Annotated in this window: 12 protein-coding genes; all 12 read right to left on the bottom strand. The window is 47.9% G+C overall.

The features are described 5' to 3' along the window. Positions 1-190: 190 nt before the first annotated feature. Entirely contained in the window at positions 191-511 is a 321-nt protein-coding gene (locus METTU_RS18580; protein ID WP_006893498.1) for a type II toxin-antitoxin system PemK/MazF family toxin, read from the bottom strand. Further along, positions 505-771, bottom strand: a complete 267-nt coding sequence (locus METTU_RS18575) for an AbrB/MazE/SpoVT family DNA-binding domain-containing protein (protein WP_006893496.1) — start codon at positions 769-771, stop codon at positions 505-507. Before METTU_RS18575 ends, METTU_RS18580 begins: the two co-directional genes overlap by 7 nt. A gap of 339 nt (positions 772-1,110) precedes the next feature. After that, positions 1,111-1,923, bottom strand: coding sequence for a glycogen/starch/alpha-glucan phosphorylase (locus METTU_RS24680; protein ID WP_254258041.1), 813 nt, complete (start codon positions 1,921-1,923; stop codon positions 1,111-1,113). Continuing rightward, the gene (glgP, locus tag METTU_RS18570) at positions 1,806-3,620 is read right to left on the bottom strand and encodes a glycogen/starch/alpha-glucan family phosphorylase (protein ID WP_254258039.1); all 1,815 of its coding nucleotides are present in this window, start codon (positions 3,618-3,620) and stop codon (positions 1,806-1,808) included. The genes METTU_RS24680 and glgP overlap by 118 nt, the downstream gene beginning before the upstream one ends. Before the next feature lie 75 nt (positions 3,621-3,695). Further along, on the bottom strand, positions 3,696-4,817 hold the full coding sequence (locus METTU_RS18565) for a putative bifunctional diguanylate cyclase/phosphodiesterase (RefSeq protein WP_006893493.1): 1,122 nt from the start codon (positions 4,815-4,817) through the stop codon (positions 3,696-3,698). Between the two features lie 2 nt (positions 4,818-4,819). After that, entirely contained in the window at positions 4,820-7,243 is a 2,424-nt protein-coding gene (locus METTU_RS21940; RefSeq protein ID WP_006893492.1) for a methyl-accepting chemotaxis protein, read from the bottom strand. Between the two features lie 295 nt (positions 7,244-7,538). Continuing rightward, positions 7,539-9,350: a GGDEF domain-containing protein gene (locus tag METTU_RS18555; RefSeq protein ID WP_006893490.1), complete on the bottom strand. Its 1,812-nt coding sequence runs from the start codon at positions 9,348-9,350 to the stop codon at positions 7,539-7,541. A gap of 417 nt (positions 9,351-9,767) precedes the next feature. Continuing rightward, on the bottom strand, positions 9,768-12,098 hold the full coding sequence (locus tag METTU_RS18550) for a methyl-accepting chemotaxis protein (protein WP_006893488.1): 2,331 nt from the start codon (positions 12,096-12,098) through the stop codon (positions 9,768-9,770). A gap of 220 nt (positions 12,099-12,318) precedes the next feature. Continuing rightward, complete coding sequence (locus METTU_RS22760) at positions 12,319-12,510, bottom strand: (2Fe-2S)-binding protein (protein ID WP_006893487.1); 192 nt, start codon at positions 12,508-12,510, stop codon at positions 12,319-12,321. A 713-nt stretch (positions 12,511-13,223) separates the two neighbouring features. Next, on the bottom strand, positions 13,224-13,856 hold the full coding sequence (locus tag METTU_RS18545; RefSeq protein WP_006893486.1) for a response regulator: 633 nt from the start codon (positions 13,854-13,856) through the stop codon (positions 13,224-13,226). Further along, on the bottom strand, positions 13,849-16,065 hold the full coding sequence (locus METTU_RS18540; protein WP_006893485.1) for a PAS domain S-box protein: 2,217 nt from the start codon (positions 16,063-16,065) through the stop codon (positions 13,849-13,851). The genes METTU_RS18545 and METTU_RS18540 overlap by 8 nt, the downstream gene beginning before the upstream one ends. A gap of 456 nt (positions 16,066-16,521) precedes the next feature. Beyond that, the gene (locus METTU_RS18535) at positions 16,522-17,484 is read right to left on the bottom strand and encodes a helix-turn-helix transcriptional regulator (protein WP_150107892.1); all 963 of its coding nucleotides are present in this window, start codon (positions 17,482-17,484) and stop codon (positions 16,522-16,524) included. Positions 17,485-17,538 lie beyond the last annotated feature (54 nt).

Below are 17,538 nucleotides of genomic sequence, written 5' to 3'. Positions count from 1 at the left end.
TTGCCTTGAATCTAGTCGAAGCCTGTCCTGAGTCCTTCGGCTGTACTCAGGAGAGCCTTGTCGACTGGGGTGAGCGGGGTTTGGAATGCTCCCAGGTGTGGAATCCGCTCATGCTTCGACAAGCTCGGCACGAACAGACTCCGCACGTTCCAACTGATTTTTTTAGGTTAATTGCACTGACGAGTTGAATCTAAAACTCAAACATATCAACTAAAGTTGATGAAATCATTTTTTGTGTTTTGGCATTTATAATCCCCAGCTTTTTAACCAGCCTGGACTTATCGACCGACCGCAATTGATCCAGCAAAACCAGCCCGGTCTTATCTTGAAACTGAAGCTTAACCCTTGAGGGCGCATGAAACCCTTGGGTAGTCATGGGGGCGATTAAAACGGTTTTCAGGCAATTCATTTCATTGGGTGAAACTATGACGCAGGGTCTGGTTTTTTTAATTTCACTGCCAATAGTTGGGTCAAGTTCGATTAGGTAAACATCAAATCGATTAACTACCATTCCCACGCCTCGCCGGTGGCAAGCTCTGCGCTATGATCAAGATTACTATGGGTTTCATTAAAATCTTGCTTAATTTGAGCGGCTGAAATGCTTTTAAATTGCTCTTCCCAGCCTTGTCTGGTTTTCTTTATCGGGGTGATTAATAAGCCGTCATCGACAACGTGAATTTCAAACTCCTGATCTTGAAGGTTAGCTTGTTTAATAAGCGGTTGCGGAATTCTGATGCCTTGTGAATTTCCGATTTTGATTAAATGGGCCATAGTTGCCTCCTCTTCGCCGTTTAAATTATATGGCTACATTGTAATTACTTTTAAGATTGGCGGTCAAATAGTCTCGCTTACACTGGCTGCGAGGGAATGCTGTGTCGGCGCGTTGCGCCGCATAGAGCTAGGGGAAAACTTGGTTTTACGACGGTTGTGGTCTTAGGGGGCGCAACGCGTCATTGCCATTAAGTTAAGAAATACGCTGGTTCCCAAGCTCCAGCTTCGTGAGACGGGAAGCTGGAGCTTGGGAACTAGCGCACTAGCGCTTATTAAGCTGCTTGACTTAATGGCAGTGACGCAACGGGTGGGAACGAGAGACGGCTGCGATGGTTAATATTATTCGCCCTTTACCGGCTGCGGTTCTAATTTCCATATATCCCGGTTATATTCGCCAATCGTCCTGTCGGTAGAAAACTTGCCGCTGTTCGCGCAATTTAAGATGCTCATTTTGGTCCAATGGTCTTTATCCCGATAGGCATCTTCAACGCGTTTTTGGGCATCGACAAAACTTCTAAAATCGGCAATCGTCATCCAGGGGTCGTGCGGGCTTTTGATCGAGTTGATCAGGTCGTCGAATATGCCCGGCTCGAACTGGTTGAAATAGCCGGATTCCAGCAGATGCATGACCCGTTGCAAGTCTTCATCCTGGTCGATCATTTCGAGCGGGTCGTAGTGGGCTCGTCTGGCTTCGATTTGCTCTTCGGTCAAGCCGAACAGGAAGAAGTTTTCATCGCCCACTTCTTCGCGTATTTCAATGTTCGCTCCATCCAGTGTGCCGATGGTGATTGCGCCGTTCATCATCAGCTTCATGTTGCCGGTACCTGACGCTTCCTTGCCAGCGGTGGATATTTGTTCGGACAAATCGGCGCCGGGACAGATTTTTTCCATTGCCGAAACGCGGTAATCCGGCAAAAACAGCAAGGTCAATTTATCGCCTACCTCGGGATCCGAATTAATAACCTGGGCGACATTGTTGATCAGTTTGATGGTTTTTTTCGCCATGCGATAGCCGGGAGCCGCTTTGCCGCCGATTAACACGCAGCGTGGCACTCGGTCAGCGTCGCCTTTTTTAATGCAGTTATAAAGATGAATAACATGCAATACATTGAGCAGTTGGCGCTTGTATTCATGAATGCGCTTAACCTGCACATCGAATAAGGCATCGACGCTAAAACGCAGTTCCGTACCGTGTTTGATTTTTTTTGTAGTCGATCAAACGCTGTTTTTGCGGCCTGTTTGATGGCATGCCAGCGTTGCCTGAATTGGGCATTCTCGGCATAGGGTTCCAGTCTTTTCAGTTGCGATAAATCGGTAATCCAGCGGTCGCCTATGGTTTCCGTTATCAGGCTTGCCAACTCGGGATTGCAGGCGGCTAACCAGCGCCGTGGCGTCACCCCATTGGTTTTGTTGTTGAATTTATGCGGCCACAAGGCGTAAAAGTCTTTGAACAAGTCTTGTTGCAATAACTGGGAATGCAACTGGGCAACGCCGTTCACGGAAAAACTGCCGACGATAGCCAGATGGGCCATTCTTACCCACTGCTGATCGCCTTCTTCGATGATGGACATTCTGCTTAAGCGTTCGCCGTCGGCGGGCCAATGCATCGCAACTTCAGCCATAAAGCGGGCATTGATTTCAAAAATGATTTCCATCAGGCGCGGCAATAACCGTTGCATCAGGCTGACCGGCCATTTTTCCAGCGCCTCGGGCAACAAGGTGTGGTTGGTATAGGCCATGGTGTTTTTGGTGATGGCCCAGGCTTGATCCCAGCTCAAGCCGTGCATGTCCATCAGCAGGCGCATCAATTCGGCAATCGCAATACTCGGATGGGTGTCGTTTAGCTGGAAGCAGCTTTTTTCAACAAAACGTTCGAAATTATCGCCGTGCATACCGGTCCAGTGGGCAATAACATCCTGCAAGCTGGCGGAAGCCAGGAAATATTGTTGCCGTAATCTCAACTCTTTGCCGTTTTCATTGGCATCATTGGGATACAGCACCATGGTGATATTTTCAGCGGTATTTTTTGCCGCGACGGCTTCGGCATAATCGCCGGCATTAAACTCGTCCAGGTTGAATTCTTCGGTAGCTACGGCCTTCCAGAGTCGCAATGAGTTCACGGTCCCATTTTGATAACCGGGTATCGGCGTATCGAAAGGTACGGCCAATACATTACTGGTGGACATCCAGCAATGCCGTTGCTTGCCGCTTTCATCGGTTTGGATTTCGGTATGGCCGCCGAATTTAATGGAATGCGAATATTCCAGCCGCTCGATTTCCCAGACGTTGCCGTGACGCAGCCAATGATCGGGCTTTTCGACCTGTTCGCCATTGACAATAGTCTGGGTAAACATGCCGTACTCGTAACGTAAACCGTAACCTATGACCGGCAGTTGCAAGGTCGCGCAACTGTCTATAAAGCAAGCGGCGAGGCGGCCGAGACCGCCATTGCCTAGCCCTGCATCCTGCTCGCTGCTGATCAACTCTTCGATGGCAATGCCGAGATCGTACATGGCTTGGGTAACGGGTTCGGTGACGCCCAGATTAAGCAGGGCATTGCTCAATGTCCGACCCATCAGAAATTCCATCGACAGATAATACCCGCGCCGGCAGTCATTGCTTTTATAGGTTTGATGGGTGGCCTTCCAGCGCTCCATCAAACGGTCGCGAATCGCCTGTGATAAGGCCTCCCCGGCATAATAGGGCGACCGGCAGTTTTCGTCCCGGCCCAGTAAATGGACATAATATTGTTTGAAGTCGTCAATGAAATCCGTTTTTTTTCGACCCTGTTCGGGGAGCTTGGTGATTGATGGCTTGGGTTTGCTGATTACAAATTTGTTGGTGGGCATTATTGGGTCCTGAAATTTATGCGGGTTCCCAAGCTCCAGCTTGGGAATTCGGTGTGGGAAGTTCTGTAGGTCGGGTTAGCTAATCATTTTTTCAAACTCATTTAACGGCATCGGCTTGCCAAACAGGTAGCCTTGATAGGCGGAGCAACCCAGCTGTTTTAGGCAAGCAAATTGTTGTTCGGATTCCACGCCTTCGGCAATCACGTCGATCCCCAGTTTACGGGTCATGTCTATGATGGTTTTTACGATGATCGCATCGCAACCGTCGATGGCGATGTCGCGCATCAGAAATTGATCGATCTTTAACTGGTCGAGAGGCAATTTCTTAAGATGACTTAATGACGAATAACCGGTACCGAAGTTATCCATTGAAAACCGGACGCCCAGCAGGTTCAGCGCCTTTATTTTTTTGATGGTGTTGGCGATGTCGTGCAACATCAGGCTTTCGGTCAGTTCCAGTCTAAGCCGTGTCGCGTCGATACCGGTTTCCTCCAGTATCCGGCGCAATTGTTCAACGAATTTGGGCTGGCAAAATTGACGTGGGCTGATGTTGACGGAAAGCAGTAAATCCCGTTTAAGCGGGTCGCTCTGCCACTGTTTGAGTTGTGCGCAGGCGGTTTGCAGCACCCAGGTATCGATGAGCAGGATCAGGTCCGATTGTTCCGCGATGGGGATGAATTGATCCGAGGCAATCAGCCCGTATTGCGGGTGCTCCCAGCGCAGCAGGGCTTCTACACCGAGCACTTGGCGCGTGCTGTTTACCTGCGTTTGGTAGTAAAGCATGAGCTGGCGTTTTTCTAACGCAAGGCGTAGCTCGGCTTTCAGCGACATCCTGGAATCGGTTCGTATCTTTTTGGGTGCCAAGGAAGGCGTTATATCCGCCTTGCCGTACCAATCAAGGTCGAGTTGTTTAAAGAGACTTTGGGTCAGCTGATGAGTGATCAATTTACGTCCTTCTCTATTCTTGAACAGGATAGCATCAGGAATCGTATTGATCAGTTGAGTCAGTTGGGTACTAAAAATATGTTGCTTGCCCTCGTTCTTATGCAAGGCTCCCATTGCGTTGATTTGTTTTTTAATTAAGGCATATTGATCCTGCCTTGCGCTTGATAGTTTCTTTTTCAGTTTTTTGGTCATAATTTTCTCGCGAGGACTCGGGTTGTCATCGGTAGTCAGGGCAGCATAAGCCGTTTTCATGATTAAAATTCCTCCCAATCGACATTAGCAAAAGCCAGCTGTTGAGGCTTCGATTTGGCCGCTGCTGCGTTTTCAAGATTGTGTAGGGCATTACTACCGGTAGATCTTATGGTGTTCCAGATAACATGTTCTTTATGTTCCCGATGAGGGTGCGACGGATGAATTTCCGATGTTATAACGGGGGCGTCAACAGCATAAAAAGCGTTGCGGTCGGCCGGATTATTATCGATTTTAAAACCGCTTATCGTGATGGCCAGATTTTGCGCTTGCTCTTCCAGCGATTCAGCCGCGGCGGCGGCTTGCTCCACCAAGGCGGCATTCTGTTGGGTCACATAATCCATTTGGTTGATGGCTAGATTCACTTGTTCGATACCGGCGCTTTGTTCAACTGAGGCGGCGGTTATTTCCGACATCATGCCGGTGACGCCACGGATGGAGTTGAGAACCTCTTTCATGGTCTTACCGGCCTGGGCGGCCAGTCCGCTGCCGTCATCGATCTTTTTTACCGCGTCTTCAATCAGGATTTTGATTTCCCCGGCGGATGCGGCGGCGCGTTGCGCAAGGTTACGCACTTCACCGGCTACGACGGAAAAACCTTGGCCGTGCGTGCCGGCGCGGGCGGCTTCTATGGCGGCGTTGATAGCGAGAATGTTGGTCTGGAAGGCGATGTCGTCTATTACCGAGATGATCTCTTCAATCTTCAGCGAAGATTCCTTTATATCGTTCATGGTGGCGACGACCTGACCGACCACCGCACCGCCTTGATCGGCTATTTCGGCCGCGCCGATGGCAAGCAGGTTGGTTTGTTTGGCGTTTTCGGTGTTATGTTGCACGCTGGAGGTGAGTTCTTCCATGCTGGCGGCGGTTTGTTCCAGACTGGCTGCTTGCTCTTCGGTGCGGTGCGACAGGTCACTGTTGCCGGAAGCAATGTCTTTTGCTCCGGTGTTGATGCAATCGGTAGCCTCTTTTATTTGATGAATAATGCTTTTGAGTTTTTCTACCGTGGCATTGGTGTTGTCCTTAAGTTGTCCGAAAGTACCTTGATGGTCATTGGTGATAGTTTCCGTCAGGTCGCCACAGGATAGGGCGCCGAGTACGCGCACCACTTCCTTGAGGCCGGTCTCGCTGGTGTACAGCATCTGGTTGAGGCCTTCGCCCAGTTCGCGCAGAAAGCCTACCTTGTCATGCAAGTCAAAACGCTTGGAAAAATCGCCCATGCCCGCGGCAACCACGATGGCGGACACTTCTTTTTCCACGGCGACCTCGGCGGTGCGGTCATGCCATTCGGTAACGGTGCCGATGCGCTGGTCTTGATGGCTGATGACCGGATTGGCAACGACCATGATGGTGCGGTCGCCCAGCTGGATGTCTTCGCTGTGGGTGCCGCTTAAGGCGGCGAGCACTGTCGCTTGCTGCGACGGATTTTGGTAAAAACTGTCCATGCTGGTTCCGATCAGGGCATCGGCTGAGAAGGCGGGTATCTGCTTGCGGATCTCCGCCTCTATTTTACCGAGCGCGTTAACCACCGATTTGTTGGCGTAAATGATGTTACGTTCATTGTCCGCGATCATTATGCCGATGCTGGTGTTGTCCAGCGCTATTTTGATGCGCAGGATTTCTTCAGCCGCTTTATGTTCCGCCGTTCTGCTGGCGAGCAATTTTTGTTGCATGTTTTTGATGGCATGTAACAGGCTGTCCTTGTCGTCCGCTTCCAGTTGGATGGATCGGGACAAATCACCTTTGGCAATTTCTTTGGCGATTCCTTTGGCATACAAGGGATCGATGCCGATTTGCTTGCTGAGATGGCGGGTTAAAAACAAAGCAATGCCCAGCGCCAGGGTGATGATTGCCAGAGACATGGTCCACAACACCGTCGATACCTGATGCGTGGTTTCGGTAATGTTATTGACATGATACTTGGCGGCGTTGACCTCGGTATTCCTGAGCTTGATCATTTGCGAGGACAACTTGTACGACTCGTGATCGAAGTCTTGCATGACTGCACTGCCGGCTTCCGGGCCTTCGTTGGTATAAGCCAAGGCCATGCGTTTGCCGTCCTGATAAAACAGGTCGAAGTTCGCCTCAAGTATATCCACTTCCTTTAGTTTCCCGAAATTGCCCATGATATGCTCGCGGAACTGCAGCAATCCCTGTTTAAAATCCTGGGCGGATTTTTCCGCATCGCCATAGCCCGCAGGAGAATGGGAGGCCGAAACGTCGGATAAGAATTGATGCACCAGCACGATGTCTCGCGCCATCTGTCCCATCAGCAGGGCATTGGGCAGCAGGTTGTTGTTTATTTCGGTCAGGTCGCGTTCTGTGTTGGATAAATTAATTAAACTCGATGCAGAAATAACTGTCATCAAACTGATGATGGCAAGAAAACCGAGCAGTATGCGGGCTTTGAAGCTGATATATTTAAGCATTTTGAACCTCTTTAGGGTGCGGTTTAGTTAACGTGATGCTTAATTAACGGCATGCAGTTTGAGCGCTAGTTCCCAAGCTGGAGCTTGGGAACTAGCGTAAATTTTCCTCGTTCCCACGCGCTGCGCCGCGTGTGGGCAAGAACAGCCGCACCGGTCGGCTGTGGTGTTACAGGACGCAGCGCGTCCCTGATGCATTCCCACGCAGCGCGTGGGAACGAGAGCGCACCTAAGCAGTATGAGGGCTTTGAAGCTAGCATTTTGAACCTCTGTAGAGTGGGTTAATTTAAAGCCAGGCTTAATTAACGGCATGCAGTTTGGCTGTTGATTTATGTACTACGGATTGAGATTTTTCTGGGCTTTTTGCACTCATTCGCTGGTTAATGAATAAACTGTTGCCGGTGGTTTTTTTGGCCATTTTTTTCGCCTCGGATGCCAAGTCGGCTATATCGACATGAGACTGGCACCGACCGGTTGATACGGGGTCTACCAGTCCGATGGACAGGCTGACCAAGGGGAAAAAGCATTTCTCTCCGGCCCTGTTTTCAGTATGAATGCCGCCGGACTTTATATCGTTGTCGCTGTAATAAGCCGGGACGGTGTTTTTAAAGGCCTCCAGTATGTTTTCGCAGCGCACTAACCAGTCATTGCAGGTAAAAATCACAATAAAATCATCGCCGCCTATATGTCCGACCACACCGCTCTCTGCCGGAATATACTTGGTCAGCGTGTTGGCAACGACTTTGATAATGTCATCGCCGGCATCGTAGCTGTAAACATCATTAAAGGGCTTGAAGTTGTCAAGATCGAAGTAGCCGAAACTGAACGGTATTTTGTTGGCCAGTAATTGATTGATCCGGGTATTGATCGGAACGCTGCCCGGCAATAGCGTCAGGGGGTTGGCGTGTTTGGCGTTATCGATTTGCTGGCGGGTAAATTCGGCGAGTAAATCCAGCAAGGTGCCTACGCCCAGATACGCCTCGTTATGAGTAATGATAAAAGCCGGGTCATTGGTCATTAACGAGGTCAGTTGCTTACTGACTAAATCGATCGGCATGTTTTCATCGATACATAACGGTGTATTTTCGATAAAGGTTTTTATCGGGTTTTTTCCATGCAGGTCGATGCCGTATCGGCTGGAGAACAGTTTGGTCAGGAACTTGTCGCGAAAAATAATGCCGGACGCTATATTGTCGTCAACCAACGGCAGCATGGTGAGTTCGCCGTTGTGATGAAACAGATTCATCACGTCGCTGATGAGGGTTTTTGCCGAAATAGGCGTGATGTCCCTGATAATATCAATCGCCGTTGTGGCGTTATTAAATGGAACCGTTTTGTAATCCTTAGTGTGCTCGGTAGTAAATATTGAATTGTCGATTTTCTCTGCGGGAATAGTCGTCGGCCTGGCAAAAAAATAGCCTTGGGCATGCGTAATGCCGAGTTTTTCTATGGCCTTGAATTCTTCTTCCGTTTCGATGCCTTCCGCGATGACGTTGCAATTGAGAGAGGCCGCCATGCTTTGAATTGAGCGAACAAAATTAAGATTGACCGGGTCGTTATGGAGGCCGTGGATAAAGTGTTTGTCAACTTTTACGTATTCCGGCAGCAATTCCGCCCAAAGTCTTAACCCTGAATAACCGGCTCCCAAATCGTCGAGGGCAATCTCAAAACCCATGCCGCGGTAGTGTTTGGCCGAGGCGCGCATAATCTCGTAGTTATCGCCCGGCTTGTGCTCGGTTAATTCAATGATGACAGAACGGGGATTAACGCCGTAGTGGTCGAGTAGCCTGAGGGTTTCGCCCTTTTTAAATTCCGGTTGCAGCAGCACCAAAGGGCTGGCGTTAATAAACAGTTTTTCTTTGATGTCCAGATCGGCGTAGCGTTGTATGGTTATCTCCCGGCAAAGGAATTCCAGTCTCGTGCTTAAATCAAATCGTTCGGCGGTAGTGAATAAATTAAACGGACTATGCAGCGGACTATCGGATGGGCCGCGAATTAGCGCTTCGTAGCCCATGATCTTCTTTTGAGCCAAGGAAACGATAGGTTGGAAATGCGGCGTTAATAGTTTGCCGTCAAGGATATTAATTATTTCTTTGCGTAGATCCGGCATCTGATAGAGCCCCTATGCATGTTAAGGTTAACAGCAGAATAAAGGGCTTTTGTTACGAGGATATTTCTTCATGATGACATGAATATTTCCGCTCATGATTAAAAAAAGAGAAGTGCTTCACACTTTATTGATAAATATATGAAAAATATATTTTCGGCAGCGACTTGGAATTAACAATACACGTTGGTTGAATAGGCTATAGCGGCCGGTTATCCTTTGATATTTATATCGCCGGGGAGGGAGAATGTTGCAAGTCAGGGCGTCGATATATCTGGAGAATGGCCTCAGCCTTTTGGCGAGTGCTGTTGGGGCAGGGGAGCTGTGGCGGAGGACTTACGGCGCTGAAACAATCATCGGCGCCATCCAATGCCAATGGACAGCGCCGGAACTCATTTGATAAGGGGCTTATGCCTCAGATCAAAACTCTTCCCACTCGGTATCATCGTTTTTGGGCTTGCTATACGAAGCGGTTTTCATAGGCTTTGGCGCGACTTTGGGCGTTGCAGGCGCTTTACTTCGCACGCTTGTTTTAACGGGGGCGGAATTACCCTTCGAACTCACTTTAAAGAAATTGAGTAGCTTGGACATACTTGTAGACTGCTCACTCATAGCAATGCTGCCCGCTGCCGCCTGTTCCGCCAAGGCTGCATTTTGTTGAGTAATATCATCCATTTGAGAAACCGCCTGATTGACCTGGTCAATGCCCGCCGTTTGCTCGGCGCTGGCGCTTGCAATTTGGGAAACAATTTCTCCTACTTGGGCGACACTATTCACAATTTCAGTTAGCGCCGCGCCTGTTTCATTGACAAACGCTGTTCCCGCACGCACTTTTTGTACGCTGTTCTGAATCAGGTCATTACTTTGTTTAGCGGCATTGGCGCTTCGCTGAGCCAGGTTACGTACTTCGGTTGCAACAACAGAGAAGCCGCGACCTTGGTCTCCCGCCCTGGCCGCTTCTACGGACGCATTCAACGCCAGCAGATTGGTTTGGAAGGCAATTTCATCAATCACGCCAATAATCTCGGCAATTTTATTACTGCTGTCATTAATTTCCTGCATTGCAGTGATGGCCGATTTCACGACATCGCCGCCTTTTTGCGCTAAGCGACTTGCCGAATTAACAACTTGATTGGCTTGTTGGGTATGCTCTGCATTATTTCTTACGGTGCTGGCAAGCTGTTCCATACTCGCCGCGGTTTCTTCCAGGCTGGCCGCTTGCTGTTCGGCACGACTGGAAAGGTTGTTGTTGCCGCTGGCCATTTCCTGCGATGAACTGTCTATAAAATCAGCCGCATCCCGGATTTGAATAATAAATTCGCTCAACTTCGCCATGGTGCCGTTGATATTGTTCTTGCACTCGGCGTAGACGCCTTGATAGTCATTAGTAATGGTGCTGGTTAAATCGCCTTGGGACATGTTTTCCATAACCCTGTTAATATCATTAAAGGCGCTTTCTATGACATCGGTTAATTCATTGATGCCGGACGACAACATCTTGGCAAATCCTTGTTTGTCGCCCATGTTAATGCGGCTGCCCAGATCTCCCGCTTTAACATCCTGCACTAATTGCCCAATCTCTTGTTCAATTAAAATGTCCTGGGTTCGATTTCTCCATTCCGCAACAAAACCGATGCGCTCGCCTTCATCATTAATAACAGGGCTGGCAATAACATTAACATGTTGGCCTCCAATAACCAGCTCTGAACTATAAGCCTCCTTTAAGTTTTCCAACAAGCGACGTTGATGCGCGGGATCTTTGTGATAACTGTCGATATTTGCGCCCATCAATTTATTGACGTCGAAATTCGGTAAGTGTTGACGAAAATCATTTTCCGCAGCCTTGAACATGCGTTCAAGGCTATCGTTGGTATAGATAATTTCAAGATTAGTATTGGCCACCATGACACCGGACTGGACATTATCCAGCGCCTGATTAATCCGCATGGCTTTTGCAGCATCTTCCCTGGCTTGCGACAAATCCAGGCTCAAATTGACTTCCATCGAGTACAAGGCGCGCTGGAAATCACCGATCAGGTCATTCCGGGTTAAATCCTGTACATTGCCGAACCTTTTCTCGGCCAGACGATAAAAAGTGCCGATGGTTTTATTTAAAAGCGTGGTGAAACTCTTGATGACGTTGAAACCTATCAGCGACGCAATCATCACTGACGCCGCAACACCGGCCAGCAACAGATAATCCTGCGATAGAAACAACTGGTACATCAAGTAGAAAACGGGTGCCAACAGCACGGCCAGCGCCACTGCCATTTTTTTCCAGACATCCATTTCCTTGATTGATTTAACCATTGCCGCCAAACCGGTCGGTCTGATTGTGGCCGTCTTGGCATTAAGCTGCTGGTATAACTGTTCTGCCTTTTCAATCTTTTCCCGGCTTGGCGCGCGACGGACAGAAAGATACTCATGAACCTTGCCGTTTTTAAAGACCGGCATTGCATTCGCATCCACCCAGTAATGATCGCCGGATTTGGTTCTGTTTTTTACCACGCCGTTCCAGGGCCTGAGTGATTTTAATGTCATCCATAAGTCTTCAAAAGCGGCTGGAGGCATGTCGGGATGGCGGACAATATTATGTTCCGCACCTAACAATTCATCGCGGCTATAACCGCTGATATTGACAAACTCGTCATTGACGTAAGTAATAACGCCCTTTAAATCGGTTCGTGTAACCAACAACCCCCCTTTTTTCATTGGGATTTCTTGATTAGTTACCGGCATATTTACTTTCATTTAAACGTCACCTCACGAACTGATACGTTCGTTATATTATTATTGTTATCTCTCATTTTGATCCAAATCTTCTGATTTTAAGCGATTTGTCGCTATCGATCGGCATCGCTGTACCTGAATTAACAGACATCGCGGCAAGTAACCGATATGACAATATTTTTACGGGCGCAACAGCCTGTAAAACATTAGTTGGAGATTTTTCAACGTTGCCTGGCGCCGATTACATTGTTTGTAATGGCCACAAGAAACTACGGTTTTTCTTCTCTAAAATTTCCTCGACATGCCCAATACAGCCCCCGCAATGACTGCCAACCTGTATATGCTCAGACAGCTTTTCTATTGAATCGTGACCTTCTCTAATGGCCTTTTTTAATTCTGACTTGGAAACATCAAAACACAGACAAATACACATAATGATTTTATTGGTTGTCGATTATTAATTTCCGGATTTAGCGACTTATTAAGTAACTGGCCGAAATAATTGCTACCGCTGATTCTTGAAAGCAGGCGATTCCGGGGAGACAGTCGATTAATGCGCATGCGCGGTGCCTCTAATAAAAAGTATGTCCCGAACCGAAAATTATAAGACTGGCGTTATTAATTAATTTATCATTTATAATCAATGTATTAAGGTTAATCATTATCAGGGGTAAAGCTGGTTTTGAATATGCCCGTAAATTAGAACAGGGTGGGATTTGATGTCACTGGGGGATACGACACATTTAAAGCAGGTCATATATACCCCATTTTGCTCGTCTTGTTAAAAAAGCAGTGCTGAAAAGCGTTTATTCACGATGTAATCATCTGATAACACTGCCTGCTAACTTAGTCAAGTTTCAACAGTGTAAGCTATAAATTACTCGTCTCATATTAAAAATGGGCATTATGGGCTAAATAGAGGCCGTTAGGAATCAGCCAACCGCTTCCAAATTCATAAGACTTACAAGAGCTATTGTGTAGGATTATTCCTACGTATCTGGCCGATTAAATTTGTCGCAATTCAATAGATGGAACTTAAATACTGATGTTACGAATTGTCCATGAAAGCCACAAAAAGCTGGTTTGATAATAGAACGCGGATGCCATGCTCTACGGCTGATTTTCGTTGGATGTGTGTAACATCAATTATTTAAGTAAATCATTCTTAAATGCGTAATGGATAATTTCGGCGTTTTTGGACATGTTCATTTTTTTCATGAGGCGGGTTCGGTAGGTACTGATGGTCTTGATGCTGAGCGTCATCTGTTGGGCAAGGTCGGTAATGCTTTTACCGGCGCAAATGCCGCAAAAAACCTGGAACTCGCGATCGGTCAGCGTGTTATGCAACGGTATTTCCTGGTTCGGATTCAATTCCGCGATCAGTTTTTCGGTCATCGCCGGGCTGATGTATTTTCCTCCCTTGGCGACTTTCCGAATCGCCTCCACCAATTGCTCGGGCGCACTTTCTTTGGTGAGATAGCCGTCAGCACCGGCGCGCAGCATCCTGATCGCATACTGATCTTCCGGATACATGCTCAGGATCAGGATAGGGAGGTGCGGAGATTGATGCTTCGCCAGCTTAATCAATTCCATCACATTTTTACCCGGCATGGCGATGTCGAGCAGCATGATATTCCAGCCCTGGTCGCGGATAAACCTTAAAGCTTCATCGCCCGAAGCGGCTTCACCGAACACCTCCATATCGGGAATGTCGGCGAGGATTTGCTTCAGTCCCCGTCTGACGATGGCATGATCGTCAACAATTAATACTTTAATCATGGCAACCGTCGCTTTCGGATGACTTTAAATGCATGTTCAATACCAGTGAGGTGCCTTTGTCCGGATTACTGACGATGATGACTTCGCCGCCGAAATGACGGGCGCGCTCATGCATGCCCAGAATGCCGTATTTACCGGATTTGTGCATCTGCGCTTTAGTCATGCCGCGGCCGTTGTCGGTTATTTTCATCATCAGGGTGTTTGCACCTGTTTCAACATCAAGCGTTACGTGGCTTGCTCCGGAATGTTGAGCAATATTGGTTAATGCTTCCTGCATAATTCGGAACACTGCGATGTCCCGGCCTTCGTCCATGACGACATCATTTTCCTGCACCGTCAAAGCGCATTGAATGCCGTTTTGCCGTCTAAACTCGTCAAGCTTCCAGTCGATGGCCGCTAACAAGCCGAGATGATCCAGAATACTCGGTCTAAGGTCGGCAATGATTTTTCTGACCGAACCAATGCCATCGTTTAAATGCAGATTCATCACCGCAATTTTTTCATGGCATAAGGACAAGTCTGCCGGTATCTGTTTCTGCAACCAGCTTAAATCCATTTTCTGCGCGGTTAGGAGACTGCCCAATTCATCATGAATTTCCCGTGCGATCCGGGTTCTCTCATCTTCCCTGGCCGCCTCCAGGTGACCGGATAAATCCCGTAGCGCTGCTTCGGCCTTCTTGCGTTCGGTTATGTCATGCACCGTGCCGATAAAAAAATGATGCTGATCAACGTAGAACCGACTAACACCCAATTCCATCGGAAAAATGGAGCCGTCTTTTCTGAGTCCGCTCACCTCGCGGCGGGTGTCGAGTATTTTAGCTTTGCCGCTACCCAGATAGTTGTTTAAATAGGAATCGTGCCGACTCCGGTCAGGCTCAGGCATCAGCTTGTTAATATTATGATCTATCAATTCCTCGGCAGCATAACCGAACAGCTTTTCGGCAGACGGGTTAAGTTTCTCGATGATTCCATGTTCATCAATAATGATAATGCCGTCGGATACATTATTGAAAACAGAGCGTATCCTTGCCTCGCTTTTACCTAGCGCGTCTTCCATTTCGACACGATGAGTCACGTCGTTCAGCACGCCGACGTAGTGGGTAATCCGGCCTTGTTGATCCTGTATAGGCGAAATATAGATCTCGTTCCAGAACAGACTGCCGTCTTTGCGATAGTTACGTAAAATGGCATGGGCATCGCGCTTACTTTGCAATGCGGCGCGTAATTCATGAATATCTTCTTGATCGCTATCGTTATTTTGCATAATGCGGCAATTATGGCCTAACAGTTCCTGCAGCGAATATCCCGTCATGCGCAAGAAGGCTTTATTGGCATAAATAATGGCATAGTCCGCGTCCCCCAGATCGGTAATGACAATGCCGTTGCTGCTGGAATCAATGGCGTGCTGCATCAAATACAATTTTTCTTCAACTTTGCGGCGGGCGGTGATGTCTTGCATGACGCCGTATATTTGTGTGACTTTGTCATTGATGAGATCACGAACCGGCAATGAATGATCGCTAAAATAGCGAACTTCACTGCCATTAATAATGCCCCGGTACTCGCTGGTATCTTCGCGCCCCGTCAGTAGTTTGTTAAATCGATCCTTAATAATCGGTATATCGTCAGGATGGATCGGTAATACCCAATCGCGAGCCGGGTTTGACTCGCCCTGAAATGCGGCATCACCGATAAGCCGTTTTAAAGGTTCCGTGACCCATTCGAATACCGGTTTTCCCTCCGGGGAAATGCGTATGAAATAAGCGAAATCCCGTGTGAATCGGGAAATGAAAGGGTCCCTTCTTTCATGTAACTGGAATTTGTTGTCGTTTTTGCAATACTCTTTTTTTGTTTTAAACAGGCTTTGTTTTATTGCGTCGGGTAAAGAATGACGATTGCGCTTGACGACATAATCGGCCATGCCGATCTTGATCGCAGTGGCTGCTATGTCCTCGTTTCCGGAGTCGGTCAACATGATGACGGGCAGGCAGGCATAGCGAGATTGGATGTCCTTAAATAAAGTCAATCCGTCTGTCCAATCGAGCTGATATTCGGTAATCGCCAGATCAAAACCGGCTTCGGTAATTTTTTCATCAAACGCCTCGCGACTGCTAGCCTCAACGATATTCGCCTCGGAAAATGCACTGCGCAATGTTTCTAGGGTTAGGGAGCGCTCAGCGGCATCATTGTCGATAATCAGGAATTTCATGCTTTCTCAGGTACATCTGTTGTGTTGGGTTAGGCCATTGTAACTTTAATTACGCTGCATCGGTGTGTCGCGGGAAGGATAGATAACGAAGTTGACCTGATTAGCAAGATGCTTCAGCCAACCAACCGTAGAGACGCGATTTATCGCGTCTCCAATCGTTGCGCCTTTTCCGGATTTTGGGTCAAACTGGAGAGCAGACGCGATAAATCGCGTCTCTACAGGTCGCATTTTTTGGAACTAGCTGTTGGTATATCGAATATTTTGTCTCTGACTGAAGCGTCTTGCCAATCAGGAAAGTTTTTAACAAAATGAAAAAAACATTTGTTCCTGATTTACCACGGAGAAAAAACATAAAACTCCGTGTTCTCGGCAACTGCTCCTGCGTTGCTCTACCTCCTGCATCCATGCAGTCGTTCGTGCCTTCGTGGTGAATAATGCTGTTTGCTGCGGGCTATCTTAGTGCTTTTTTGAAATGGCCTTGGGTGAAACCCCAAAATGTTTAATAAACGCAGTGCTGAAATTGCTGGCATGACTGTAGCCAACCCGATCTGCGGCAATACCCACCTGACACTGTCCCGATTCCAGCAATTGATAGGCATTATTCATCCTGATTTCCAACAGCAAACCGTAAGGCGTGTTGTTAAAAAAGTAATGAAATAACTTTTTTAATTTGAACTGATTGGTTCCCGCCCGTTTTGACAGTTCTTCTACTGACGGAGGGTTCTTGAATTCACGGAATAAAATATCCCGCGCCGACTTTGCGATAGCGGCATCTTTTTGATTGAATTCCGCTGAATTTCGACGCTTGTCTTCGCACAGGTGGCTTAATTCGAAAGCGAGCAGCGACATGACTTGCCCATGCATGAATATCCGGTTGGTTTCCCTGGATTCGTTGCAGTTCAATAACTGTTGCGCAGCGCATATCGCCTGTGGAGAGATAGGCCGATAACTTAATAATTGAATGCCGCTTTTGTTAAACAACGGGTTGGTCTTATGTTCGCCAAAATATCTGTTCAGCCAATTTTTGTTCAGTGCGAAACGAAGCTGCATCGTCGGCTTATGGGCTTGGTATTGTCGTTCGCCCATGCTTGACCGGGTGGTTGTTATAGACGTGTAGCCCTCGTTAAAAACAAGTTCATCGCCGTTTTTTTCCGCAAATCGGGATTGCCCTTTTAAGCCTAGCGTAACCACCAGCCTCGGCTCCTGATAGTCTATCCGGCTCAAAACGGCCAGGTCTTTTGACGGCGTGTAGCGGGTTTCTATATAGCTTAAGTCTTGATCAAGCTGAAATATGGCTGAACGCCCCACGCCTAAATCTTCCGGTAAGGATTGATGCAGGCAGTTTTTTTGCTGGTGAAATTGCAGTTCGTCGCTGCTGATGCGCCACCGTCTTGCCGTTGCTTGCTTGGTTTCCATCATGACTCGTTTGGTTTTGTGACTATAAGATATCCAGATTATTAAGCACAAACCGCG

The organism is Methylobacter tundripaludum SV96 (genome assembly GCF_000190755.2).
Classification (GTDB): Bacteria; Pseudomonadota; Gammaproteobacteria; order Methylococcales; family Methylomonadaceae; genus Methylobacter_A; species Methylobacter_A tundripaludum.
Note: the sequence above shows the minus strand (reverse complement) of the source record. Positions and strands in the feature narration are given on the sequence as shown.